Annotated in this window: 25 protein-coding genes; 13 read left to right on the top strand and 12 right to left on the bottom strand. The window is 69.5% G+C overall.

Annotated features, from left to right (window positions below; all coding sequences use genetic code 11):
* Window positions 1-36 precede the first annotated feature (36 nt).
* On the bottom strand, window positions 37-285 hold the full coding sequence (locus PSESU_RS10495; protein ID WP_233275215.1) for a DUF6522 family protein: 249 nt from the start codon (window positions 283-285) through the stop codon (window positions 37-39).
* Window positions 286-394: 109 nt separating this feature from the next.
* Here PSESU_RS10495 and PSESU_RS10490 point away from each other — a divergent pair, with 109 nt between their 5' ends.
* Window positions 395-1,540 carry an MFS transporter gene (locus tag PSESU_RS10490; protein WP_013535749.1) on the top strand — a complete coding sequence of 382 codons (1,146 nt, stop codon included), beginning with the start codon at window positions 395-397 and terminating at the stop codon, window positions 1,538-1,540.
* Between the two features lie 29 nt (window positions 1,541-1,569).
* Here PSESU_RS10490 and PSESU_RS10485 read toward each other — a convergent pair whose 3' ends face one another.
* The 3 genes from PSESU_RS10485 to PSESU_RS10475 all read right to left on the bottom strand — a co-directional run bounded on the left by PSESU_RS10485 (window position 1,570) and on the right by PSESU_RS10475 (window position 2,996).
* Window positions 1,570-1,860: a hypothetical protein gene (locus PSESU_RS10485; RefSeq protein WP_013535748.1), complete on the bottom strand. Its 291-nt coding sequence runs from the start codon at window positions 1,858-1,860 to the stop codon at window positions 1,570-1,572.
* Window positions 1,861-2,004: 144 nt separating this feature from the next.
* Window positions 2,005-2,520 (bottom strand): hypothetical protein, encoded by a 516-nt coding sequence (locus PSESU_RS10480; protein WP_013535747.1) that lies wholly within the window; start codon window positions 2,518-2,520, stop codon window positions 2,005-2,007.
* 188 nt (window positions 2,521-2,708) lie between these two features.
* Window positions 2,709-2,996 (bottom strand): DUF3247 family protein, encoded by a 288-nt coding sequence (locus PSESU_RS10475; RefSeq protein ID WP_013535746.1) that lies wholly within the window; start codon window positions 2,994-2,996, stop codon window positions 2,709-2,711.
* Between the two features lie 157 nt (window positions 2,997-3,153).
* On the opposite strand from PSESU_RS10475, the gene PSESU_RS10470 reads away from it, so the two are divergent.
* Window positions 3,154-4,416, top strand: coding sequence for an MFS transporter (locus PSESU_RS10470; RefSeq protein WP_013535745.1), 1,263 nt, complete (start codon window positions 3,154-3,156; stop codon window positions 4,414-4,416).
* Window positions 4,417-4,443: 27 nt separating this feature from the next.
* Here the strand turns inward: PSESU_RS10470 and PSESU_RS10465 are convergent, their stop codons facing one another.
* From PSESU_RS10465 to PSESU_RS10450, 4 genes are all read right to left on the bottom strand, one after another.
* Window positions 4,444-4,929, bottom strand: a complete 486-nt coding sequence (locus PSESU_RS10465; protein WP_013535744.1) for a bacteriohemerythrin — start codon at window positions 4,927-4,929, stop codon at window positions 4,444-4,446.
* 89 nt (window positions 4,930-5,018) lie between these two features.
* Window positions 5,019-6,308, bottom strand: a complete 1,290-nt coding sequence (locus PSESU_RS10460) for a diguanylate cyclase (RefSeq protein WP_013535743.1) — start codon at window positions 6,306-6,308, stop codon at window positions 5,019-5,021.
* A 91-nt stretch (window positions 6,309-6,399) separates the two neighbouring features.
* Window positions 6,400-7,677, bottom strand: a complete 1,278-nt coding sequence (locus PSESU_RS10455; protein ID WP_013535742.1) for an NAD(P)/FAD-dependent oxidoreductase — start codon at window positions 7,675-7,677, stop codon at window positions 6,400-6,402.
* A gap of 21 nt (window positions 7,678-7,698) precedes the next feature.
* Window positions 7,699-9,081, bottom strand: coding sequence for a glutamine synthetase family protein (locus tag PSESU_RS10450; RefSeq protein WP_013535741.1), 1,383 nt, complete (start codon window positions 9,079-9,081; stop codon window positions 7,699-7,701).
* Window positions 9,082-9,246: 165 nt separating this feature from the next.
* On the opposite strand from PSESU_RS10450, the gene PSESU_RS10445 reads away from it, so the two are divergent.
* From PSESU_RS10445 to PSESU_RS10405, 9 genes are all read left to right on the top strand, one after another.
* Window positions 9,247-10,035: a gamma-glutamyl-gamma-aminobutyrate hydrolase family protein gene (locus PSESU_RS10445; RefSeq protein ID WP_013535740.1), complete on the top strand. Its 789-nt coding sequence runs from the start codon at window positions 9,247-9,249 to the stop codon at window positions 10,033-10,035.
* Entirely contained in the window at window positions 10,032-11,423 is a 1,392-nt protein-coding gene (locus PSESU_RS10440; RefSeq protein WP_013535739.1) for a glutamine synthetase family protein, read from the top strand. Before PSESU_RS10445 ends, PSESU_RS10440 begins: the two co-directional genes overlap by 4 nt.
* Window positions 11,424-11,478: 55 nt before the next feature.
* A complete protein-coding gene (locus tag PSESU_RS10435; protein WP_013535738.1) occupies window positions 11,479-12,843 on the top strand; it encodes an aspartate aminotransferase family protein in 1,365 nt (454 codons plus the stop codon).
* Between the two features lie 71 nt (window positions 12,844-12,914).
* On the top strand, window positions 12,915-14,039 hold the full coding sequence (locus PSESU_RS10430; protein WP_013535737.1) for a polyamine ABC transporter substrate-binding protein: 1,125 nt from the start codon (window positions 12,915-12,917) through the stop codon (window positions 14,037-14,039).
* Between the two features lie 149 nt (window positions 14,040-14,188).
* Window positions 14,189-15,316, top strand: a complete 1,128-nt coding sequence (locus PSESU_RS10425; RefSeq protein WP_013535736.1) for a polyamine ABC transporter substrate-binding protein — start codon at window positions 14,189-14,191, stop codon at window positions 15,314-15,316.
* A gap of 69 nt (window positions 15,317-15,385) precedes the next feature.
* Window positions 15,386-16,525 carry an ABC transporter ATP-binding protein gene (locus tag PSESU_RS10420; protein ID WP_013535735.1) on the top strand — a complete coding sequence of 380 codons (1,140 nt, stop codon included), beginning with the start codon at window positions 15,386-15,388 and terminating at the stop codon, window positions 16,523-16,525.
* Window positions 16,522-17,433, top strand: coding sequence for an ABC transporter permease subunit (locus tag PSESU_RS10415; RefSeq protein ID WP_013535734.1), 912 nt, complete (start codon window positions 16,522-16,524; stop codon window positions 17,431-17,433). Before PSESU_RS10420 ends, PSESU_RS10415 begins: the two co-directional genes overlap by 4 nt.
* Window positions 17,430-18,275 carry an ABC transporter permease subunit gene (locus PSESU_RS10410; protein WP_013535733.1) on the top strand — a complete coding sequence of 282 codons (846 nt, stop codon included), beginning with the start codon at window positions 17,430-17,432 and terminating at the stop codon, window positions 18,273-18,275. Before PSESU_RS10415 ends, PSESU_RS10410 begins: the two co-directional genes overlap by 4 nt.
* A gap of 124 nt (window positions 18,276-18,399) precedes the next feature.
* The gene (locus PSESU_RS10405; RefSeq protein ID WP_013535732.1) at window positions 18,400-19,260 is read left to right on the top strand and encodes a pirin family protein; all 861 of its coding nucleotides are present in this window, start codon (window positions 18,400-18,402) and stop codon (window positions 19,258-19,260) included.
* Between the two features lie 43 nt (window positions 19,261-19,303).
* On the opposite strand, the gene PSESU_RS10400 is transcribed toward PSESU_RS10405, so the two are convergent.
* The 4 genes from PSESU_RS10400 to PSESU_RS10385 form a co-directional block, all read right to left on the bottom strand.
* Window positions 19,304-19,723, bottom strand: coding sequence for a hypothetical protein (locus PSESU_RS10400; RefSeq protein ID WP_013535731.1), 420 nt, complete (start codon window positions 19,721-19,723; stop codon window positions 19,304-19,306).
* A gap of 199 nt (window positions 19,724-19,922) precedes the next feature.
* Window positions 19,923-20,402 carry a DUF4426 domain-containing protein gene (locus PSESU_RS10395; RefSeq protein ID WP_013535730.1) on the bottom strand — a complete coding sequence of 160 codons (480 nt, stop codon included), beginning with the start codon at window positions 20,400-20,402 and terminating at the stop codon, window positions 19,923-19,925.
* Between the two features lies 1 nt (window position 20,403).
* Window positions 20,404-21,234: a pyrroline-5-carboxylate reductase gene (gene proC / locus PSESU_RS10390; RefSeq protein WP_013535729.1), complete on the bottom strand. Its 831-nt coding sequence runs from the start codon at window positions 21,232-21,234 to the stop codon at window positions 20,404-20,406.
* Between the two features lie 52 nt (window positions 21,235-21,286).
* A complete protein-coding gene (locus PSESU_RS10385; RefSeq protein WP_013535728.1) occupies window positions 21,287-22,048 on the bottom strand; it encodes a YggS family pyridoxal phosphate-dependent enzyme in 762 nt (253 codons plus the stop codon).
* A gap of 52 nt (window positions 22,049-22,100) precedes the next feature.
* Here PSESU_RS10385 and PSESU_RS10380 point away from each other — a divergent pair, with 52 nt between their 5' ends.
* On the top strand, window positions 22,101-23,138 hold the full coding sequence (locus PSESU_RS10380) for a type IV pilus twitching motility protein PilT (RefSeq protein ID WP_013535727.1): 1,038 nt from the start codon (window positions 22,101-22,103) through the stop codon (window positions 23,136-23,138).
* Window positions 23,139-23,281: 143 nt separating this feature from the next.
* Window positions 23,282-24,412, top strand: coding sequence for a PilT/PilU family type 4a pilus ATPase (locus tag PSESU_RS10375; protein WP_013535726.1), 1,131 nt, complete (start codon window positions 23,282-23,284; stop codon window positions 24,410-24,412).
* Window positions 24,413-24,463 lie beyond the last annotated feature (51 nt).

Raw genomic sequence — 24,463 nt, 5'->3', positions numbered from 1 at the left:
TGGGTCAAGGCGGGTGCATGAACTTCCAGGCGGGCGTCAGTCGATATCGACCACCCTGCCGCGCCGGTCGACCAGGAACCGCGCGCGCTGGCGACCGTAGTAGAAGGTCGCCCGCCAGGTGCCTTCGTCCTCGCCGGTGCCGCGCTCGCACAGCACCGCGATCCGGCCCTGGTCCATGAGCCGCCGGAACACCGGCAGCTCCAGGCCGATACGCGCGGCCACGCGCGCGCCGTCGATTTCCAGTGCGGGAACGCCCTGCATCGCATCCTCCTGTGCGTGCAGCATCGCAGGCGGCGCCTGGCGCGGCCTTGATCCAGGTCATGTGTCGCGCTCGGCATACGTATGCGGGCGGCGGCAGCCTCGCCGGGGCTGGCCATAATGGGCGCCCCGACCGATGCAGGACCGGACCCGAGTGCCTTCCACGCCAAGCCTCCAGCAGCACGCCACCCGCGCCGCCTTCTTCATGCCAGGTTTCGCGATCGCGGCCTGGGCCCCGCTGGTGCCGTTCGCCAAGGCGCGTGCCGGACTGGACGAGGCGATGCTGGGCATGGTCCTGCTGTGCCTGGGCGCGGGCTCGCTGCTGGCGATGCCGATGGCGGGCGCACTGGCCGCGCGGCAGGGCTGCCGCCGGGTGATGCTCGCGGCGATGCTGGCCGCCTGCGCGGCGCTGCCGGTGCTGGCCATCGCGCCCAACGCCGTGGTGCTGGGCTTGGCGCTGTTCGTGTTCGGCGCGGCGATCGGCGCGATGGACTGCACCATGAACCTGCAGGCGGTCGTGGTCGAGCGCGAGAGCGGGCGCGCGCTGATGTCCGGTTTCCACGCCTTCTACAGCATCGGCGGCTTCGCCGGGGCCGCGGCGATGACCGCGCTGCTGAGCGCCGGTGCCGTGCCGGTCTGGGCCTGCGTGGCCGCGGTGGTGGTCGTCCTGGCCCTGGTCGGCGTGGCCTTCCGCCACTGGCGCGGGGAGCGGGTGGACTCGGACGTACCGGCGTTCGCCTGGCCGCGCGGCATCGTGCTGCTGGTCGGCGTGGTCTGCTTCGTGATGTTCCTGGCCGAGGGCGCGATGCTGGACTGGGGCGCGGTGTTCCTCGACCAGGCCAAGGACATGGATCCGGCGCGCGCGGGCCTGGGTTACGTGGCGTTCTCCCTGGCCATGACCGTTGCACGCCTGACCGGCGACGGCGTGGTCCAGGCCGTCGGTGCGATGCGCGCGGTGGTGGCCGGTGCGCTGGTTGCCTTCGCCGGGTTCGCGGTGATCGTGCTGGCGCCGGGCGTCACGGTGGCGCTGCTGGGCTTCGTGCTGGTGGGTATCGGTTGCGCCAACATCGTCCCGGTCATGTTCACCGCGGCCGGCCGCCAGACCGCGATGCCGGAGAGCCTGGCGATCCCGGCGATCAGCACGCTCGGCTACGCGGGCGTGCTGGCCGGGCCGGCGCTGATCGGCTTCGTTGCCCATGGCACCTCGCTGCAGTTCGCGTTCTGGTGCCTGGCCTTCTCCGTGCTTGGCGTGGCCCTGGCGACGCGCTGGCTGAGGGTCTGACCTCGTGCCCTCTGCCCGCGTGAGCGGGGTCAGCGAGGGCTGCTCGGGTCCGCTGCCCCGGACGGGCCATTGCGCCGCGTCCGCCAGGCCATCACCTGGCCGAAGATCGCGGTGGCCAGCAGGCAGCTGTTGGTGACGATGAACACGGTGTTGTCCAGCAGCACCGAGTAGACGATGAACAATGCAGAGGCCGTTGCCTGGCCGATGAACAGCCAGGTCGACACGCCGTCGCCGCCGCTGCGTGCCTGCTTGAGGATCTGGCGGACAAGGGTGGCCAGCAGCACCCCCGAAGCGGCCCAGCCGATCAGGTCGGGATTCATCCTCCCCTCCGGGTGGACGAGGGGCGCGGCGGGAGCGGTTGCGGCCCGCGGCGATGGTCGCGGCTGGATGCGTGCATGGGGGCGTAGCCAGGTGGGGAGCTCCAGCTTTGCGCGCCGCCGGTCAAACCCGGGTGAGGCGCCGCCTCAACCCGAGCCGTCGCCTCCGCCCTGGGGGCTGGATGCCGCCGGGTGGATGTTCCCGGCCTCGACCCATTCGCGCAGCCGCCGCAGGGCCTGGCCGGCAAGCAGCAGGGGCGCGGGATCGGCGCGGCGCGACAGCAGCCCGGTCAGGAAGCCGTCGGCGTGGAGTTCCACTTCCAGGCTGACCTCGGTGCCCGGTCGCCCGCGGGCGGGCAGGGTGGCCAGCCGGCTGCGCAGCTGGAATCCGCCGTCGCCCTCGGCGCGATGGCGGGCCGAGGTGGCGTCGCGCGCGTCCAGGTGCAGGCGCACCTGCGGCTTCTGTCCCAGCGGGACGCGGATCTCCCAGAGCGTCGCATCGCCACTGCTGCCGGCCGGGTCGGCGGCGCCGGCGAGGATCCGGGCCTGGACCCCCGGATCGCACCAGGCATCAAGGATGCGCGGCCCGTCGGCCTGGAAGGCGAGGCTGCGCTGGATGCGGAGGGTAGGTCTGCCCGGGTTGCGGGCGGTGGCGCCGTTCATGGCCTGCCCCCCACGGTGAAGCGCGCGGAGGGCAGGCGACCTGGTCGACAGGGCGGGTGCGGGTTGTGCATGGGCAGGCGACGTGCGTGGGGTGGGGCGATCCCACGCTGGGCTTCCCGGGGAATCCATCGCGTGAATCGCGGCGGCTCTGGCGATGCAAAGCCTTCAACGGAGACGCAGTTCGCGCCTCAGGCGGTACCGGTGGGGACCACCTTCTCGATCTCGTCCAGCCAGTACAGGTGCACGCCACCGTCGCCGTCGTCCATGCGGAACAGGCCGTTGGTGCCCGCGTTGCCGTCCGGGTCGAAGAACTGCTGGATCGTGGGACGCTCCGGCAGGGTGCCGCGCAGGACGCTGCCGTCGCGCATGTGCAGTTCCACCTCGAGCTCGCCGTCCAGTTCCAGCTGCAGGGTCTTGAGGCGCTCGATCGCCTGCGGGTCGGTGTGCACGCGCGGTGCGATGGCAATGCTGTTCATCGGCCGTCCTCCATCGGGTCCGCGTACGCTAGCCGGGAGCAGGTGACCGCCGGATCATGATCGCGCCTGCAACCGTGCGGTTGCCCGTGCAACGGCCGCGGCACGCACCGGACCTGCGCCATAATCGGCCGCCTCCCGTGGAAGCCGACGACTGCCGATGAGTGCTCCTGCCTCGCCACGCCGCATCCTGTTCGCCAGCCTCATCGGCACGACGATCGAGTTCTTCGACTTCTACATCTACGCCACCGCCGCGGTGCTGGTGTTCCCGAAGCTGTTCTTCCCGGCCTCGGAGCCGACCGCGGCCACCCTGCAGTCGCTGGCCACCTTCGCCCTGGCCTTCCTGGCCCGGCCGCTGGGCTCGGCGGTGTTCGGCCACTACGGCGACCGCATCGGGCGCAAGGCCACCCTGGTCGCGGCCCTGCTGACCATGGGCATCTCCACCGTGCTGATCGGCCTGCTGCCGACCTACGCCCAGGTCGGCGTACTCGCCCCGGCCCTGCTGGCGCTGTGCCGCTTCGGCCAGGGCCTGGGCCTGGGCGGCGAGTGGGGCGGGGCGGTGCTGCTGGCCACCGAGAACGCGCCGCCGGGCAAGCGCGCCTGGTACGGGATGTTCCCGCAGCTGGGCGCGCCGCTGGGCTTCCTGTGCTCGACCGGCGTGTTCCTGGTGCTGGCCCACTTCCTGGACGAGGGCCAGTTCATGGCCTGGGGCTGGCGCGTGCCGTTCCTGGCCAGCGCCGCCCTGGTCCTGGTGGGCCTGTGGGTGCGCCTGCGCATCACCGAGACGCCGGCGTTCCAGAAGACCCTGGAACGCGAGGAGCGCGAGCGCCTGCCGATGGCCACGGTGCTGCTGCGCCATCCGGGCACCCTGGTGGTTGGCACCCTGGCGCTGATGGCGACCTTCGTCCTGTTCTACCTGATGACGGTGTTCGCGCTGAGCTGGGGTACTTCGGCCCTGGGCTACGGTCGCGAGCAGTTCCTGCTGCTGCAGATGGTCGGCGTGCTCTGCTTCGCCGCGACCATCCCGCTGTCTGCGGTGTACGCCGACCGCTTCGGCCGGCGCCGGGCGATGATCGTCGCGACCGTCGGCATCATCCTGTTCGGCCTGCTGTTCAAGCCGCTGTTCGGCGCCGGAAGTGCCTGGCAGGTGCTGCTGTTCCTGTGCGTGGGCCTGGGCCTGATGGGCATGACCTACGGCCCCTGCGGCACGATCCTCGCCGAGATGTTCCCCACGCCGGTGCGCTACACCGGCGCGTCGCTGGCCTTCAACCTGGCCGGCATCCTCGGCGCCTCGCCGGCGCCGTACATCGCGACCAGACTGGCCGGCGACCACGGCATCGCCGCGGTCGGCGGCTACATGGCCGGCATGGCCACGCTGACCCTGCTGGCCCTGCTTCTGGTGCCACGCAAGCCGGTGGAATGATCCGGCCCGCACCGGTCGCCACGCGCCTCAGTGCGCGTGGTGGTGGCCGTGGCGCGGGAACAGGCGGTGCACGGTGCGTGCCAGCCAGCCACCCTGCTGGTGCTCGCGGGCGAAGCGGTCGAGGTGGCGGCGCACCTGCTCCGAGTAGGCCTTGTCGTCGTTGCGGATGTGGTTGAACAGCCAGCGCGAGAGCATGCTCTTGAGCTCGTCGACCACGTCCTCGCCCGCCTGGAAGCGCATGCGGTACTCGCTGACGCGCTTGGTGAACACCTCGTGCACCCGGCGGTGGGCGGCGCTGAACGGGTAGCCGGCCTCCTCCATCAGCTCCTCCTCGAAGGCGAAGTGGGATAGGGTGTAGTCCACCAGCTCGTCCAGCACCTCGGCCACGGCCAGGGCCGATGCGCCGGTCTGGGCCTGGTGCAGCTGGTTGATCATCGACACGATGCGGCGGTGTTGCTCGTCGATCACCTCGATGCCGGTATCGAGGCTGTCCTGCCAGATCATCAGGGACATGCGGTCATGCACGCGATTGGAGTTGCGTGCAGGCTAGGGCGCCGCGGACGGCGCGGCCTTGATCGCGATCAAAAGCCGCCGCTGGCGGCTCAGGCGACGTCGATGACCTGGTTGCGGCCGCCGGCCTTGGCCAGGTACAGGCGCCGGTCGGCCTCGGCCAGCAAGCTGTGCAGGGTATCGCCGACGCGTGCGTTGCAGGCGCCGATGCTGATCGACAGGCGCAGCTCGCCCTGGTCCACCGGCACCCGCAGGTCCTCCACCCGCAGGCGCAGCTTCTCCAGGTGCTCGTGCAGCTCCCTGCCTTCCAGGCCGGGCAACAGCATGCAGAACTCCTCGCCGCCGAAGCGGGCGATATGGTCCTGCGGGCGGGCATGGGCCGAGATCGTCGAGGCCACCGCGCGCAGTGCACGGTCGCCGGTCTCGTGGCCCCAGGTGTCGTTGACGTGCTTGAAGTGGTCCAGGTCGAGCATGACCATCGCCAGCGGCTGGCGCACGTCGCGCATGCGCGGCACCAGGCGCTCGGCCTGGTCGAGGAAGTGGCGGCGGTTGGGCAGGCCGGTGAGGAAATCGCGGGTCGCCAGGTCCTGGAGGCTGCCGATGAGCTCCAGCTGGTCCACGTTCTGCGAAACCCGGCAGAAGAACTCCTCGCGCGAGTACGGCTTGCGCAGGAAGTCGTTGGCGCCGTTCTTCAGGAACCGCGCCACCAGGCCCGGATCGTCGCGGCCGGACACGCCGATGACCGCCATGCGGTCGCGTGCGCGCAGGGCGCGCAGGCGGCGGGTCAGCTCGATGCCCTGCATGCCCGGCATCTCCTGGTCGACGATGGCCAGGCGGATGCTCTGGTCGGCCTCGACCGCGGCCAGGGCGCGGTCGCCGTCGGGCACCTGCACCACGCGGTAGCCGAACATCTCCAGCAGCAGGCCGGCCTGGGCGCGCGCGCTGGCCGAGTCGTCCACCACCAGCGCGGAGATGCGCCGGTTGCGCTCCAGCCGCTGCACCAGCCAGACGATGTAGTCCAGGCTGCCGGGGGTGTTCTTCAGCACGAAGTCGATGATCTGCCGGCGCAGCAGGCGCTCGCGCAGCTCCTCGTCGTACACGCCGCTGACCACCACGGTGGGCAGTTCGCGGCCGAGGAAGCAGTCGACCACGGTTTCCAGGTCGCCGTCGGCCAGGACCAGGCCGGTCAGGACCAGGAACCAGTCGTCGTGGGTGGCCAGGGCGGCACGCGCCTCGGCCAGGGTCGAGGCGACGGTGACCGGCAGCTCCAGCTGCTGCTCGATCGCCTGGGCGACCGCCTGCACGAACGCGCGCGAGTTCTCCACCAGCAGCACGCGCTGCGGCAGGGGACTTGCGTGCGGGGTTGGCGCGGTCGCTGGCATGCCCGGATCAGGTGGACGGTCTGTCCCTGTCCTTAGCGGCGCGGGGGGCGGCCGACTTTAGGGTCCGATCGTCATTCCGCCGGGCGGCGTCTCACCACAGCGCGTCGCGCAGGCGGTACCAGGCCATGGCCGCGACCAGCAGCGGCATGCGCAGCAGGCGGCCGCCGGGGAAGGGCGCATGCGGGATCTTCGCGAACACGTCCAGCCGGCGCGACTGCCCGGCGATGGCCTCGGCCACCAGCCGCCCGGCCAGGCCGGTGGTGGCCACGCCGTGGCCGGAGAAGCCCTGGGCGTAGTAGACGTTGTTGCCCATCCGGCCCCAGTGCGGGGCGCGGTTGAGCGAGATGTCCACGTAGCCGCCCCACAGGTAGTCGATCGGCACGTCGGCCAGCTGCGGGAACACCTTGCGGATGCGCCGGCGCATCACCCCGCACAGGTTCGGGGGCGGATAGCTGGAATAGCTGGCGCGGCCGCCGAACAGCAGGCGGTGGTCGCGGCTGAGGCGGAAGTAGTCCAGCGCCCAGTTCACGTCGGCCACGGCCATGTCGTTGCGGATCAGGGCACGCGCGGCCTCCTCGCCCAGCGGCGCGGTTGCGGCGATATAGGTGCCGACCGGCATCACCCGCGATTCCAGCTCCGGGGCGATGCCGCGCAGCCAGGCGTTGCCGGCCAGGACCGCGAATTCGCCGGTGGCCTGGCCGCGGGCGGTGCGCAGCACCGGCTTCGCGCCGTGCACGAGCTCCACGACCGGCGACTGCTCGTAGATGCGCACGCCGGCGGCCAATGCCGCGCGGGCCAGGCCCAGGCAGTACTCCAGCGGGTGCAGGTGGCCGGAGGCGGAGTCGTACATCGCGCCGAGGTAGCGGTCGCTGGCCAGTTCCTGGCGCAGGCGGGCGCGGTCCCACCATTCCAGCGGGTAGTCGTAGCGCCCGGCCATCTCGATGATGCCGGCGCGCAGGGCGCGTTCCTGGCGCGGCTTGATCGGCACGTGGGCATGGCCGTCGCGCCAATCGCATTCGATGCCGTGGCGGGCGATGCGTCCGCGCAGGCGGTCCATGGCCTCGCGCGAGTAATCGAACAGCAGCCGCGCCTCGTCCGGGCCAAGCAGCCGTTCCAGCGTTTCCTGCTCGCAGCCGTAGCCGACGATGGCCTGGCCGCCGTTGCGGCCCGAGGCGCCCCAGCCGACCCGCTGCGCCTCGACCACCACCACCGAATAGCCAGCCTCGGCCAGTTCCAGCGCCGCGGTCAGGCCGGTATAGCCGGCGCCGAGGATGCAGACATCGGCCTCGACCGCGCCCTCCAGCACCGGCTGTTCCGGCAGCGGCGCGGCGCTGGCCGCGTACCAGCTGGGCGGATAGGGCGCGCTCACTGGCGGCCCCCGCGGGCGGTATCAGACGCTGCGCAGGTACCAGGCATAGTCGATGTCGGGGACCAGGGTGTTGAAGTCCAGCATCTCGCGCCGCTTCTGCTGGCCGTAGACGTGGCGGAAGGACTCGCCGTACCACCGGGCGGCGAACTCGCTGGCGAGGAAGTCGTCGATCGCCTGGCGCCAATGCGGCTGCTGGACTTCGAACTGTTCGTAGGCGTTGCCGGCCACCGGCGGGCCCGGATCCTGGCGGGTTTCCAGCCCGTGCAGGATGCCGGCCAGCACCGCCGCGGCGACCAGGTAGGGATTGGCATCGGCGCCGGCGATGCGGTGCTCGATGCGGGTGTTGCGCGGGTCGCTGTGCGGGATGCGCAGGGCCACGGTGCGGTTGTTGAAGCCCCAGCTGTCGTTGAGCGGGACGAAGGCGTTGGCGACGAAGCGGCGGTAGCTGTTGGCGTGCGGTGCGAACAGCAGCAGGTTGTCGCGCGCGCTGGCCTGCAGCCCGGCCACGGCGTGGCGCAGGGCGTCGGCCGGCGCATCCGGGGAGCAGGCGAACACGTTGCGGCCGTCGCGGTCGAGCAGGCTCACGTGCAGGTGCATGCCGCTGCCGGCCTGGCCCGCCAGCGGCTTGGCCATGAAGCTGGCCAGCGCGCCGTGCTGCTGGGCGACGGCCTTGATCACGCGCTTGAGCAGTACCGCGTCGTCGCACGCGGCCAGCGCGTCGGCGCGATGGGCGAGGTTGATCTCGAACTGGCCCGGCGCGTACTCGGCCACGGCGGTGTCGGCGGGGATGCCCTGGGCGCGGCAGGCGCTGGCCACGGCATGGATGAAGCCGGCGTTCTCGTCCAGGTCGTCGATCGAATAGACCTGGGTGCTGTCGTTGCGGCGACCGGTGGCGCTGTTGATCGTCGCCTGCGGGCGGCCGTCGGCATCGGCCAGGCGGTCGAACAGGTAGAACTCCAGCTCCACCGCCAGCACCGGGGCCAGCCCCGCGGCGGCGAAGCGGTCCAGCACCCGCTGCAGCACCCGGCGCGGATGCGCCTCGAACCAGCCGCCTTCGGCATCCTCCATCTGCAGCAGCAGCTGCAGGGCAGGGCGCGGCGACCATGGCACCGGCCTGAGGCTGCCGGGGACGGGGCGGCAGATGCGGTCCTCGTCGCCGATGTCGTAGCCCAGGCCCGTCTCCTCGACGGTGTTGCCGAGGATGTCGGCGGCCACCAGCGACATCGGCAGGCAGACGCCATTGGCGTAGACCTTCTCCAGCGCGGAGGCGGGTACGCGCTTGCCGCGCAGCACGCCGTTGGCATCCGGCAGCAGCAGGTCGACATGGGCGTCGGGCGCGCTCCCGAGGGCCTGCAGGGTGGCCAGGTCGCCGGCGGGAAGTGCGGACGTGGACGGTGGGGTCATGGCGGTGGCTCGGCGGGTCCAGACGAGGGTAACAGCGGTGCTGTCGTCAAGAATACTCAACGCCATCGCCCGCCGCGGCGCCGCCTGTCGCGTGGGTAATGGCCTCGTGTTGTAAAAATAAAACGGCCGGGGTAAGTTGCCTGAACGCCATCGGACGCTGCTCGCATGGCCCTGACGCCGCTGGTCGGACTGCCTACCGACCGCAAACTGATCGGTCCGCACCCCTTCCTCGCCGCCGGCGAGAAGTACGTGCGCGCGGTGGTCGACGGCGCCGATGCCATCCCGGTCCTGATGCCCTCGCTGCAGCCGGCCCCGGATCCGGACACGTGGCTTTCCCGCCTGGACGGCCTGCTGCTCACCGGCGCGGTCAGCAATATCGAGCCGCACCATTACAGCGACGAGCCCAGCTGGGAGGGCAACCTGCACGACCCCGCCCGCGACGCCAACACCCTGGCCCTGGCCCCGCGTGCGATCGCCATGGGCCTGCCGGTACTGGCGATCTGCCGCGGCCTGCAGGAGGTCAACGTCGCCCTGGGCGGTCGCCTGCACCAGAAGGTGCACGAGGTCCCCGGGATGATGGACCACCGCGAGAACCCAGAGGATCCGCTGGACGCGCAGTACGGTCCGGCGCACGACGTCGACCTGGTCCCCGGCGGCCTGCTGGCCTCACTGGCCGGCACCTCGCGGGTCCGGGTGAATTCGCTGCACGGCCAGGGCATCGCCCGTCTGGGCGAGGGCCTGGTCGCCGAGGCCAGAGCGCCGGACGGCCTGGTCGAGGCCTTCCGCGGCACCGGCCCCGGTTTCCTGCTCGGGGTGCAGTGGCATCCCGAATGGCAGGTCAGCTCCAATCCCTTCTACCTGGCGATCTTCCGCGCGTTCGGCGATGCATGCCGGGCCTGGGCCGAACGCCGCGCCGCCACGCCGGCCCCCGACCGCACCCGGACAACCGCATGAGTACCCGCAAACGCACCCGAAAACCCGAGCCGAGCACCGAACAGCAGCAGGAGAACTCGCTCCGGCGCTGGCTCAAGGAGCGGCACATCACCGAGGTGGAGTGCCTGGTGCCGGACATCACCGGCAATGCGCGCGGCAAGATCATCCCCGCCGACAAGTTCAGCCACGACTACGGCACCCGCCTGCCGGAAGGTATTTTCGCCACCACGGTCACCGGCGACTATCCGGACGACTACTACGAACTGACCTCCCCCTCGGACTCGGACATGCTGCTGCGGCCGGATCCGGATACGGTGCGGATGGTGCCCTGGGCCACCGACCCGACCGCCCAGATCATCCACGACTGCTACACCAAGGACGGCCATCCGCACGAGCTGGCCCCGCGCAACGTGCTGCGCAAGGTACTGGCCGAGTACGAGAAGGAAGGCCTGCGTCCGGTGGTGGCGCCGGAGCTGGAGTTCTTCCTGGTGCAGAAGAACACCGACCCGGATTTCCCGCTGCTGCCCCCGGCCGGCCGCTCCGGCCGCCCGGAGACGGCGCGGCAGTCGTACTCGATCGACGCGGTCAACGAATTCGACCCGATCCTGGACCTGATGTACGACTACTGCGACGCGATGGAGCTGGACGTGGACACCCTGATCCACGAGTCCGGCGCGGCGCAGCTGGAGGTCAACTTCACCCACGCCGGCGGGCTGTCGCTGGCCGACCAGGTGTTCCTGTTCAAGCGCACCATGCGCGAGGCGGCGATGCGCCACGGCGTGTACGCCACCTTCCTGGCCAAGCCGATGGAGACCGAGCCCGGCAGCGCGATGCACATCCACCAGAGCCTGGTGGACCGCAAGGGCCGCAACGTGTTCACCGGGAAGAAGCCGGGCGAGTTCAGCCCGGTGTTCGGCAACTACCTGGCTGGCCTGCAGAAGTACGTGCCGATGGCGATGGCCTTCTTCGCCCCGAACGTGAACTCCTACCGGCGGCTGATGTTCGGCGAGGTCTCGCCGAGCAACGTGCGCTGGGGCTTCGACAACCGCACCTGCGGCCTGCGCGTGCCGATGGACACCCCGGAGAACCAGCGCGTGGAGAGCCGCTTCGCCGGCTCCGACGCCAACCCGTACCTGGCCATGGCCGCGACCCTGGCCTGCGGCCTGCTGGGCATCCGCGAGCAGCTCACCCCGACCGCCCCGACCGAGGTCAGCGCCAAGGAACTGGGCTACGACCTGCCGCGCTCGCTGGGCGAGGCGCTGGACGAGCTGGAGACCTGCACCCCGCTGGCGACCCTGCTGGGGCCGCGCTTCGTGCGCGCCTACGTGTCGGTCAAGCGCAAGGAATACGAGACCTTCTTCCGCGTGATCAGCTCCTGGGAGCGCGAGTTCCTGCTGCTGAACGTCTGACCCGCCGCGCGCCGGCCGCCGGCGCACGGCCCGAAAACCCGAAGGACAACGCCGCATGGCCCCGATCGACCTTCCCGAACTCCAGCGCCTGGACGCCGTCCACCACCTGCACCCGTTCAACGACAACGCCGCGCTGGCGAAGCGGGGTACCCGGGTACTGGTACGGGGCGAGGGCTGCTACGTCTGGGATGCGGAGGGCAACAAGCTGCTGGACGCTTTCGCCGGCCTGTGGTGCGTGAACATCGGCTACGGCCGCAAGGAGCTGGGCCAGGCGGCGGCCAGGCAGATGGAGCAGCTGGCCTACTACAACAGCTTCTTCCAGTGCACCACCGAGCCGACCATCCGCCTGGCGGCCGAGCTGGCCGGGCTGGCGCCGGGCGACCTCAACCACGCCTTCTTCGTCAACTCCGGCTCCGAGGCCAACGACACCATCCTGCGCCTGGTGCGGCACTTCTGGGCGGTCCAGGACAAGCCGCGGAAGAACATCTTCATCGGCCGCCACAACGGCTACCACGGCACTACCGTTGCCGGCGCCAGCCTGGGCGGCATGAAGGGCATGCACGAGCAGGGCGGGCTGCCGATCCCGGACATCCACCACATCGACCCGCCGTTCTGGTTCGCCGACGGCGGCGACCTGTCGGAGGAGGAGTACGGGCTGGTCGCCGCCCGCCGCCTGGAGCAGAAGATCCTGGAGCTGGGCCCGGACCGGGTCGCGGCCTTCATCGGCGAGCCGGTGATGGGCGCCATCGGCGTGTACATCCCGCCGATGAGCTACTGGAAGGAGATCGAGCGGATCTGCCGCCAGTACGACGTGCTGCTGGTGGCCGACGAGGTCATCTGCGGCTTCGGCCGTACCGGGCAGTGGTTCGGCAGCCAGCATTTCGGCATCCAGCCCGACGTGATGACCATCGCCAAGGGCATCACCTCCGGCTACATCCCGCTGGGCGCGGCGCTGTTCAACGACCGCGTGGCCGGGGTGCTGAAGGACGTCGGCGGCGAGCTGGCCCACGGCGCCACCTATTCGGGCCACCCGGTGTGCGCGGCGGTGGCGCTGGAGAACCTGCGGATCATGCGCGAGGAGCGGATCGTGGACACCGCCCGCGAGGAGGTCGCCCCGTACCTGGCCCAGCGCTGGGCCGAACTGGGCGAGCACCGGCTGGTGGGCCAGGCCCGCATCGTCGGCATGATGGGCGCGCTGGAGCTGGTCCCGGACAAGGGCAGGCGGGAGTTCTTCCCCGAGCGTGGCAAGGTCGGCGGCCTGTGCCGCGATACCGCACTGCGCCACGGCCTGATCCTGCGCGCCACGTACGACTCCATGCTGCTGTCGCCGCCGCTGGTGCTGACCCGCGAGCAGGTGGACGAGCTGTTCGAAAAGGCGTGGAAGGCCCTGGGCGAGACCGCGGAGGCGATCGGCCGCTGAAAGGGATGGGCAAAGCCCCTCGCCAGCGCTAACCTGAACCGCCTGAACCCATCCCCCCGAGGACACCTACGATGAAGCTCCGCCTGCTCACCCTGGGCATTGCCGCCACCCTGCTTGCCGCCTGTGGCGGCAAGGACGATGCCGCGCAGGGGCCGGGAGGTGGCGCCGAGGAGAAGGTCCTCAACGTCTACAACTACTCCGACTACATCGCCGAGGACACCATCCCCGGCTTCACGGAGCAGACCGGCATCCGCGTCACCTATGACGTCTACGACAGCGACGAAGTGCTGGAGACCAAACTGCTGGCCGGTTCCAGCGGCTACGACGTCGTCGTGCCGACCCTGAACTTCTTCGGCCGCCAGATCCAGGCCGGCGTGTTCAGGAAGCTCGACAAGAGCAGGATCCCGAACCTGGCCAACCTGGACCCGAAGGTGCTCGAGCGCATCGCCGGCCAGGATCCGGGCAACGAGTACGGCGTGCCCTACATGATGGGTACCACCGGCATCGGCTACAACGTCGACAAGATCACCGAGATCTTCGGCTCCACCGACGTCGCCGACAGCTGGGACCTGGTCTTCAAGCCGGAGAACATCAGCAAGCTGAAGGACTGCGGCGTGACCCTGCTGGATACCCCCGCGGACATGCTGCCGATCGCCCTGCATTACCTGGGCGAGGATCCGCATAGCGAGGACCCGGAAAAGCTGCAGAAGGCCGCCGACCTGATCAAGTCGATCCGCCCGTACGTGCAGAACTTCCACTCCAGCCAGTACGTCAGCTCGCTGGCCAATGGCAGCACCTGCCTGGCAGTGGGCTGGTCCGGCGACATCATCCAGGCCCGCGACCGCGCCGAGGAAGCGGAGAACGGCGTCAACGTCGCCTATTCGATCCCGAAGGAAGGCGCCCCGCAGTGGTTCGACATGCTGGCCATCCCGGCCGATGCGAAGCACCCGGAGAACGCGTACGCGTTCATCAACTACCTGCTCGAGCCGCAGGTGGCCGCCAACAACACCAATTACATCCAGTACGCCAACCCGGTGAGCGCCGCGACGCCGCTGGTGGACGAGGCGATCCGCAACGATCCGACGATCTACCCGCCGGAGGACGTGGCCGAGCGCATGTTCACCTACGCGATCAACTCGCCGGAGACGGACAAGCTGTACACGCGGCTCTGGACGGAGATCAAGACCGGCCGCTGACCCGGCCGCCAGGCGCCGCCGAGGCGGCGCCGGTTTCGCATCCGTCGGAGGGCCGCGGCCTGTCAGGGCGGCAGCCGGAGTGATCCGGCCGCCGTCCCCTGCCATGGCGCCGGGGACCACCACTCGCCCGATGGGGCAAAGGGGATGCGATGGGTACGTGCAAGGCTGGGTTGCTTGGTCTGATGGTGCTCGGGTTGGCCGCGTGCGGCCAGTCGGGCGAAACCGGCAAGGAGGGCGGCAAGCCTTCCGGCGCCGGGGTGGTGCATGTGTACAACTGGTCCGACTACATCGCCGAGGACACGGTCCCCCGCTTCCAGGAGGAAACCGGGATCAAGGTCACCTACGGCGTGTTCGACAGCAACGAGGTGCTGGAAGCCAAGCTGCTGGCCGGCGGCTCCGGCTTCGACGTGGTCGTGCCCTCCCTGCAGTTCCTTGGCCGCCAGATCCAGGCCGGCGTGTTCCAGCCGCTGGACACCTCCCGCCTGCAGAACTACGCCGGGCTCGACCCCGAACTGATGCAGCGCATCGCCGTGCAGGACCCGGGCAACCAGTATTCGATCCCCTACCTGTGGGGCACGACCGGCCTGGGCTACAACGTCGACAAGGTCACCGAGGCCTTTGGCGGCACCGAGGTCGCCAACAGCTGGGACCTGCTGTTCAAGCCCGAGAACGTGTCCAGGCTGGCCCATTGCGGCGTGATGATCCTGGACACGCCGACCGAGGCGATCCCGGCCGCGCTGAACTACCTGGGCGAGGATCCCAACAGCACCGACCCCGAGGTGATCCGCAAGGGCGCCGCGCTGCTGGCCAAGATCCGTCCCCACATCCGCAGCTTCCACTCCAGCCAGTACATCGATGCCCTGGCCAATGGGAGCGCCTGCCTGGTGATGGGCTGGTCCGGCGACGTGCTGCAGGCCCGCGACCGCGCCGACGAGGCCGGCAACGGGGTCAAGGTCGCCTATTCGATCCCGAAGGAAGGCGCGCCGCTGTTCGTGGACATGCTGGCCATCCCCAAGGATGCCAGGAACGTCGACCAGGCCTACGCCTTCATCGACTTCCTGCTGCGCCCGGACGTGGCCGCGGCCAACACCAACTACGTCAGCTTCCCCAACCCCGTGCCGGCCTCGCTGGCGCAAGTGGACGACGAAATCCGCAATGACCCGACGATCTATCCGCCGCCGGAAGTGTCGGAAAAGCTGTTCATGCTGGCGGTGATCCCGCCCGAGGTGGACCGCCTCTACACCCGGATCTGGACCGAACTGAAGAGCGGCCGTTAGGCTGCCCGCTTACCGCAGGTGCGGGCCGCTCCCGGCGGCCCGCCCCCCATGCCTGCCAATGGAGTAAACATGGCGTCAAGCCCCGAACGCGCTACCCCGACCCCCGCCGCTGGCGGCGAAGCGGGCGGGTACCTGCGCATCGAGAACGTGCGCAAGGAATTCGACGGCTTCGTCGCCGTGGACGATGTCAGCCTGGACATCCGCAAGGGCGAGATCTTCGCCCTGCTGGGTGGCTCCGGCAGCGGCAAGTCGACCCTGCTGCGCTGCCTGGCAGGATTCGAGCAGCCGACCAAGGGCCGGATCGTGCTGGACGGGGAGGTCATGAACGAGCTGCCGCCGTACGAGCGGCCGATCAACATGATGTTCCAGTCCTACGCGCTGTTCCCGCACATGACCGTCGAGCAGAACATCGCCTTCGGCCTGAAGCAGGATGGCCTGTCGCGCGACGCGGTGCGCAAGCGGGTCGGGGAGATGCTCGAGCTGGTGCAGCTGGGCAAGCTGGCCAAGCGCAAGCCGCACCAGCTCTCCGGTGGCCAGCAGCAGCGCGTGGCGCTGGCCCGTTCGCTGGCCAAGGGGCCGAAGCTGCTGCTGCTGGACGAGCCGATGGGCGCGCTGGACAAGAAGCTGCGCTCGCGCATGCAGCTGGAGCTGGTCAACATCATCGAGTCCTCCGGCGTGACCTGCGTGATGGTCACCCACGACCAGGAGGAGGCCATGACCATGGCCAGCCGCATCGCGCTGATGGACCAGGGCTGGATCCAGCAGGTCGGCAAGCCGGACGAGATCTACGAGCAGCCGGCCAACCGCTTCGCCGCCGAGTTCATCGGTTCGGTCAACCTGGTCGACGCGGTGATCGACGACGACCAGCCGGACTACGTGACCCTGCGCACCCCATTCTTCGACGCGCCGATCTACATCGGCCACGGCATCACCGGCTTCGAGGGCCAGCCGGTGTCCTTCGCCCTGCGCCCGGAAAAGCTGGGCATAGGCAAGGCCGAACCCGACCAGCCGTACAACAAGGCCCGCGGCATCATCGAGGACATCGCCTACTTCGGCAGCCACTCGGTGTTCCACGTGCGCCTGCCCAGCGGTTCCAAGCTGATGGTCAACTTCGCCAACCAGCAGCGCTGGGCCAGCGACGAGCTGACCTGGAACGACGAGGTCTGGGTATGGTGGCGCGACAGCGACGGCGTGGTGCTGCTGTCATGAACCTGCGCACGCTGTCCCGCTACCTGCCGTCGGGGCGTTGGGCGGTGATCGCCATCCCCTTCCTGTGGCTGCTGTTCTTCTTCGCGATCCCGTTCCTGATCGTGCTGAAGATCTCGTTCTCGCGGCTGGCCATCGCCATGCCGCCGTACACCCCGATCGTGGAGGTGGTGGACAAGGCGCTGCACCTGCGCCTGAACCTCGGCAACTACGCGGCGCTGTTCATGGACGCGCAGTACGGCCTGGCCTACCTCAGCTCGATCAGGATCGCGGTGGTCTCCACCGCGTTCTGCCTGCTGATCGGCTACCCGATGGCGTACTTCATCGCGAGGATGAACCCGTCCACCCGCAACATCGCGCTGATGGCGGTGGTGCTGCCGTCTTGGACCTCGTTCCTGATCCGGGTCTATGCCTGGATCGGCATCCTCGACGCCAATGGCATCCTCAACCGCTTCCTGCTGTGGACCGGCCTGATCGATGCGCCGCTGCGGATCCTCTACACCCCGCTGGCGGCCTACATCGGCATCGTCTACTGCTACCTGCCTTTCATGATCCTGCCGCTGTACGCCAACCTGGTGAAGCTGGACAACCGCCTGCTCGAGGCCGCCTACGACCTCGGCGCGCGGCCGTGGAAGGCGTTCGTGCGCATCACCCTGCCGCTGTCGCGTTCGGGCATCGTCGCCGGCTGCATGCTGGTGATGATCCCGACCGTGGGCGAGTTCGTGATCCCGGAAATGCTGGGCGGCCCGGACACGCTGATGATCGGCCGCGTGCTGTGGGGCGAGTTCTTCAACAACCGCGACTGGCCGGCGGCCTCGGCGGTGGCGATCGTGATGCTGCTCCTGCTGCTGGTGCCGATCCTCATCTTCAACCGATCCCAGCAGCGGACGCTGGAAGGGCGGCTGGCATGAACACGCCCCTTGGCCTGCGCATGCTGCGCTGGGCGGTGCTGGTCCTCGGCTTCGCCTTCCTGTACCTGCCGATCGTGCTGCTGGTGGTGTACTCCTTCAACTCCTCGCGCCTGGCCACGGTCTGGGCCGGGTTCTCGGTGAAGTGGTACGGCGAGCTGATGCGCGACCGGCAGATGCTGGACGCGGCCTGGGTCAGCCTGCGCATCGCGTTCTGGACCGCCACCGCGGCCACCGTGGTCGGCACCCTCGGCGCGATGGTGATGACCCGCTTCCGTCGCTTCCCCGGCAAGACCCTGTTCGGCGCCCTGGTCACCGCGCCACTGGTGATGCCGGAGGTGATCATCGGCCTGTCGATCCTGCTGATGCTGGTCTCGGTGGGGGGCGCGCTGGGCCTGCCGTCCAAGGGCATGGTCGCGATCTGGATCGCGCACGTGACCCTGACCGTATCCTTCGTGACCGTGGTGGTGTCCTCGCGCCTGCAGGAGCTGGACAAGTCGCTGGAGGAGGCGGCGATGGACCTGGGCGCCAACCGGGTCAAGGTGTTCTTCCTGATCACCCTGCCGATCATCGCCCCGGCCCTGGTCTCCGGCTGGCTGCTGGCCTTCACCCTGTCGCTGGACGACGTGGTGATCGCGAGCTTCGTCTCCGGCCCGGAATCGACCACCCTGCCGATCAAGATCTTCTCCTCGGTGCGGCTGGGCGTGAGCCCCAAGATCAACGCCCTGGCGACGCTGCTGATGATGGCCGTCTCGCTGGCGGCGGTGATCGGCTGGTGGCTGATGTACCGCGAGGACAAGCGCCGCCAGCGCGACATGCAGCTGGCCCTGCAGGACAACAGCTAAGGCGGTATCCGCCGAGCGGTGCCCAGGCACCGTTCCGCCAGCGCAACGGTTCTTCGTCCGCGTGGCCGTTCCGGACGGCCGCGGCCGGCCCCATCCTCCGGGGCAGTCCACCATGGAGAGCGACATGAGCACCCACACCCAGGGCGAGCCGGTGCGCCTGCTGCGCAAGGTCCGCGGCATGCCCACCTCCGACGGCGCCGGCGTGCGCCTGACCCGCGTCATCGGCGGACCGGAGCTGCCCGACCTGGATCCGTTCCTGATGCTGGACGAGTTCGGCACCGACCGGCCCGAGGACTACATCGCCGGCTTCCCCGAGCATCCGCACCGCGGTTTCGAGACCGTGACCTACATGCTCGACGGGCGCATGCGCCATCGCGACAACCACGGCAACGAGGGCCTGCTCACGCCTGGCAGCGTGCAGTGGATGACCGCCGGCCGCGGCCTGGTGCATTCGGAGATGCCGGAGCAGGAGTCCGGCCGCATGCGCGGCTTCCAGCTGTGGGTGAACCTGCCGGCGCGCGACAAGATGACCGATCCGCGCTACCAGGAGTTCGCCGCCGACCGCATCCCGGTGGTGCGGCCTGCCATGGGCGTGGAGGTCAAGGTGATCGCCGGCCGCGTCGATGGCGTGGACGGACCGATCCAGCAGCCGGCCACCGATCCGCTGTACCTGGACATCAGCCTGGCCGCGGGCACGTCGTGGGAGTTCGTGTTGCCCGAAGGCCACAACGCCTTCGCCTACGTGTTCGAGGGCGCGGTCGGACTGGGCGAGGGCGATGACGCGCGCCCGCTGCAGGCACGCGAGATGGGCGTGCTGGGCGGCGGTGCAAGGCTGGTGCTGCGCGCAGGCGGGGTGCCGGCGCGGCTGATCCTGGTCGCCGGCAGGCCGCTGCGCGAACCGGTGGCGCGCTACGGCCCGTTCGTGATGAACACCAGGCAGGAACTGATGCAGGCCTTCGTGGATTACCAGGAAGGCCGGTTCTGAGTCGTGCGAAGGCAGGCGCCGGCCAGTGCCGGCGCCACCATCGTCAGTAGAGTGCCATCAGGCGCGCGATGTGCATCGCGCGCTTGAGCTGGGCCGGATCGTTCGCGTCCAGCCAGATCTGCGCATAGCGGTCGTCGTCCAGCTCGATCACCGTGACCCGCTTTTCGGCGGCGCCGGGCTCGACGATCTCCGGGCGGTACCAGTGGACCTCGTGGCGGCCGACCATGCCTTCCTCGACCCGGTTGCGACGGCGCAGCTTCAGCTGCGGCTCCGGCGTGAGCATCACGCCAAGCAGCTGGGTGCCGGCCTCGTCGATGGCGCGGCAGACCTTGTAGTTCGTGCCCTCGGCTTCCTGCCATTCCACGCCGGTTCCCTGCGGCAAAGACGGGCACTCCGCGGCGGCCGCGGTGGAAGAAGCGGCTATGCCCAGTGCGAAGGCGAGCGAGATCAGCGTCTTTTGCATTGAAAGCGTCCCCAAGGGGACCGCGTCTGCGGTCCAGAAATGCCCCACTGGTCCTTTCGGGCGCGCAAGGCTCCCGGCGGTGCAGGCACCGCGGCCAGCTACGTGTGTTTTCCCCCTTGCCGCCACGGGCTCCCTGCCCACGGCGACGCTCCCGGCCAGACCATACCTTGCGATGGCGTACGGATGCAACGGAAGCGCGTCACAGGTTTCTTTGGAAATCAAAGCGGTAGCTGCGTCCTTCGACCACTGCATCGACTTCGACGCGGATGACGTCGCGGGGCCCGATGTCCACCAGGCCGACGTGGTCGACGTAGTCGCCGCTGCGCAGGGTGCGCATTGCCACCTGCTGCTGGCGGCCGGAGAGGTCGCGCGCCTGCGCCCGCACCTCGCCTTCGACACCGCGCTCGTTGCCGTCGCCCTCGTCATGGCGCAGGGCGACCAGCAGCAGCGCCGTGCCCTCGCGGCGCTCGATGCCGTAGCCGCGGGCCATCGCCTGGTCCAGTGCGAGGGTCGGCACCAGGGTGTAACGGGCGCGCAGCTGACCGCCCAGTTCGGCGACCGCCGGCGTCGGCGGCACGAACTGGGCCGGGGTCGGTGCCTGGCCGCCGGAGCAGGCGCCCAGTAGCGGCAGCACGGCGGAGAGTGCAAAGGCCTTCAGGCCGGAGGTCGGGATACGCATCTCAGCCTCCCGCCAGCTCGGCGCCGCGCACGCGCGCGGCGTGGATCGCGCGCGCGACCAGGGCTTCGAATCCATCGGCCTGGAAGCGTTCGATCGCGGCCTGGGTGGTGCCGCCGGGCGAGGTGACGCGGCGGCGCAGTTCGTCGGCGGGCTCGCCGGTCTCGTCCAGCATCCGCGCCGCGCCGAGCAGGGTTTGCACGACGAGGGTGCGCGCCTGCGCCGCATCCAGGCCTTCGGCGCGCGCCGCCGCCTGCATCGCCTCGGCCAGCAGGAACACGTAGGCCGGTCCGCTGCCGGAGACCGCGGTCACCGCATCCATCAGTGGTTCCTGGTCGATCCACACGGTGGCGCCGGCGGCGGACAGCAATGCCTCCGCCTGCGCACGCTGGCCTTCGTCCACGCCGGGGCCGGCATACAGGCCGGTCACACCCGCGCCGAGCAGAGCAGGGGTGTTGGGCATGCAGCGCACCACCGCGGCCTCGGCGCCCAGCCATTCGCGCAGGCGCGCGACGGTGATGCCGGCGGCGATCGAGACCAGCAGCGGCCGCTCGCGCGCCGCGATCCCGGCCAGCGATTCGCACACCGAGCGCATCACCTGCGGCTTGACCGCCAGCAACCACAGCCCGGCGCCTTCCGCCGCCGCGCTGGCTTCGGCATGCACGTGCACGCCGAAGTCGGCGGCCAATGCCTCGCGCAGCGCATCGGCCGGCTCGGCCACGTGGATGCGCGCCGGATCGGCGCCACGCGCGACCAGTCCGCCGACCAGGCTGCGGGCCATGTTGCCGCCGCCAATGAAGGCGATCACGGGAAGTTCGACAGGGCTGCTGGGCATGGACGCTACCTGCGCTGGAAAAGCCGCAGTCTAGCGCCAGTGCGCGGTGGCCTCAGCGCGGCGGGCGGGGCCCGAACAGGGCGGTGCCGATACGCACCAGGGTCGCGCCTTCCGCGATCGCCACGGCGAAGTCGTCGCTCATGCCCATCGACAGGGTGTCGACGCCGGGATGGCGCGCGGCCAGCGCGTCGAACAGCTGCTTCATCGCCCGGAATGCAGGGCGACGGTCCTCCGGATCCGGGTGCGGCACCGGGATCGCCATCAACCCGCGCAGGGCCAGGCGCGGCTGCGCCGCGACCGCGGCGGCCAGGGCCTCGACCTCGCCAGGGCGGCAGCCGCCCTTGCCTTCCTCGCCCTCGACGTTGACCTGCAGCAGCACGTTGAGCGGGGCGGCGGCCGGGTCGCGCCTGGCGGCGAGGGCGTCGATCACGCTGGTCCGGTCCACGCTGTGCACCCAGCCGAAGGTGCGCGCGGCCACGGCGGCCTTGTTCGACTGCAGGTGGCCGATCAGGTGCCACTCCAGACCGGCGTCCAGCGCCGGGTCCAGGGCCTGGCGCTTGGCCGCGCCCTCCTGCACGTAGTTCTCGCCGAAGGCCCGTTGCCCGGCCGCGGCCAAGGCGGCCACGGCCCCGGCCGGCTGCAGCTTGGACACCGCCAGCAGGCGCGGGCAGGGGCGGCCGGCGGCCTTCGCGGCGGCTTCGATGCGCGCGAGGACGTCCTGGAGGCGGGCGGCGGGGGCTTGGTCGGGCACGGTGAAGGCCGGGATTGGCAGGGGGGAATCGGGCGCTATACTGCCGCCAAGGGGACATTGCACGCCAGCCCGCAACGGACTGGGCTGGTTGGGGAATTCAGGGGAAAACTCACGCATGGATATCGCCGAACTGCTGGCCTTTTCGGTCAAGAACAAGGCCTCGGACCTGCACCTGTCCGCGGGCCTGCCGCCGATGATCCGCGTCGATGGCGACGTCCGCCGGATCAACATTCCCGCCCTGGACCACAAGCAGGTCCACGCGCTGGTGTACGACATCATGTCGGACAAGCAGCGCCGGGATTACGAGGAATTCCTCGAGGTCGACTTCTCGTTCGAGATTCCCTCGCTGGCCCGTTTCCGCGTCAACGCGTTCAACCAGAACCGCGGCGCCGGCGCGGTGTTCCGCACCATTCCGTCCGAGGTCCTCACGCTGGAGGACCTGGGCTGCCCGCCGATCTTCCGCCAGCTCATCGACCAGCCGCAGGGCCTGATCCTGGTGACCGGCCCGACCGGCTCGGGCAAGTCGACCACGCTGGCGGCGATGATCGACCACATCAACAAGAACGAGTACGGGCACATCCTCACCGTCGAGGATCCGATCGAGTTCGTGCACACCTCGCAGAAGTGCCTGATCAACCAGCGCGAAGTGCACCGCGATACCCACGGCTTCAACGAGGCCCTGCGCTCGGCGCTGCGCGAGGACCCGGACTACATCCTGGTCGGCGAAATGCGCGACCTGGAGACCATCCGCCTGGCGCTGACCGCCGCGGAAACCGGCCACCTGGTGTTCGGCACCCTGCACACCAGCTCGGCGGCCAAGACCATCGACCGCATCATCGACGTGTTCCCCGCCGGCGAGAAGCCGATGGTGCGCTCGATGCTGTCCGAATCGCTGCGCGCGGTGATCTCGCAGGCGCTGCTGAAGAAGGTCGGCGGCGGTCGTACCGCGGCCTGGGAAATCATGGTTGGCACCCCGGCCATCCGCAACCTGATCCGCGAGGACAAGGTCGCGCAGATGTACTCGTCGATCCAGACCGGCCAGCAGTACGGAATGATGACCCTCGACCAGCACCTGCAGGACCTGGTCAAGCGCGGCCTGGTCACGCGCCAGCAGGCGAAGGAATACGCCAAGGACAAGCGCCTCTTCGAGTGATCGAAAAGGCGCGTGATTGGTGATTCGTGATTCGTGATTCGTAAAAGCCGTGATCGTGGACGTGGATGGGTGAGCAGGAAAGGCGCTCTGCTTTTTCGAATCACCAATCACCAATCACGAATCACCGCTCCGCAGGAGCCCCAATGAGCACCATGGATTTCACCTCGTTCCTCAAGCTGATGGCGCACCAGAAGGCGTCGGACCTGTTCATCACCGCGGGCATGCCGCCGGCGATGAAGGTCCACGGCAAGATCACGCCGATCACGCAGACGCCGCTGACCCCGCAGCAGAGCCGCGACATGGTCCTCAACGTGATGACCCCGGCCCAGCGCGAGGAGTTCGAGAAGACCCACGAGTGCAACTTCGCCATCGGCGTCGCCGGCGTGGGCCGCTTCCGCGTCAGCTGTTTCTACCAGCGCAACCAGGTGGGCATGGTGCTGCGCCGGATCGAGACCAGGATCCCGACGGTGGAGGAGCTGAACCTGCCGCCGATCATCAAGACCCTGGCGATGACCAAGCGCGGCATCATCATCTTCGTCGGCGCCACCGGCACCGGCAAGTCGACCTCGCTGGCGGCGATGATCGGCTACCGCAACCAGAACTCGACCGGCCACATCATCACCATCGAGGACCCGATCGAGTTCGTGCACAAGCACGAGGGCTGCATCGTCACCCAGCGCGAGGTCGGCATCGACACCGACAGCTGGGAGGCCGCGCTGAAGAACACCCTGCGCCAGGCCCCGGACGTGATCATGATCGGCGAAGTGCGTACCCGCGAGGGCATGGACCACGCCATCGCCTTCGCCGAGACCGGCCACCTCGTGCTGTGCACCCTGCATGCGAACAACGCCAACCAGGCGATGGACCGCATCATCAACTTCTTCCCCGAGGATCGCCGCAGCCAGCTGCTGATGGACCTGTCGCTGAACCTCAAGGGCGTGGTCGCGCAGCAGCTGGTGCCGACCCCCGACGGCAAGGGGCGCCGCGTGGCGATGGAGATCCTGCTGGGCACGCCGCTGGTGCAGGACTACATCCGCGACGGCGAGATCCACAAGCTCAAGGAGGTCATGAAGGAATCGACCAACCTGGGCATGAAGACCTTCGACCAGAGCCTGTTCGAGCTGTACCAGGCCGGCGAGATCTCCTACGAGGACGCGCTGCGCTACGCCGACTCGCAGAACGAGGTGCGCCTGCGCATCAAGCTCTCCCAGGGCGGCGACGCCCGCACCCTGTCGCAGGGGCTGGACGGGGTCGAGATCGCCGAGGTGCGCTGAGCCGGGATTCCGGCCAGCGTCGCGCAGGGGGCCGCCTCCGGGCGGCCTTTT

This window comes from Pseudoxanthomonas suwonensis 11-1, from assembly GCF_000185965.1.
In the GTDB taxonomy this organism is placed as follows: domain Bacteria; phylum Pseudomonadota; class Gammaproteobacteria; order Xanthomonadales; family Xanthomonadaceae; genus Pseudoxanthomonas; species Pseudoxanthomonas suwonensis_A.
Note: the sequence above shows the minus strand (reverse complement) of the source record. Positions and strands in the feature narration are given on the sequence as shown.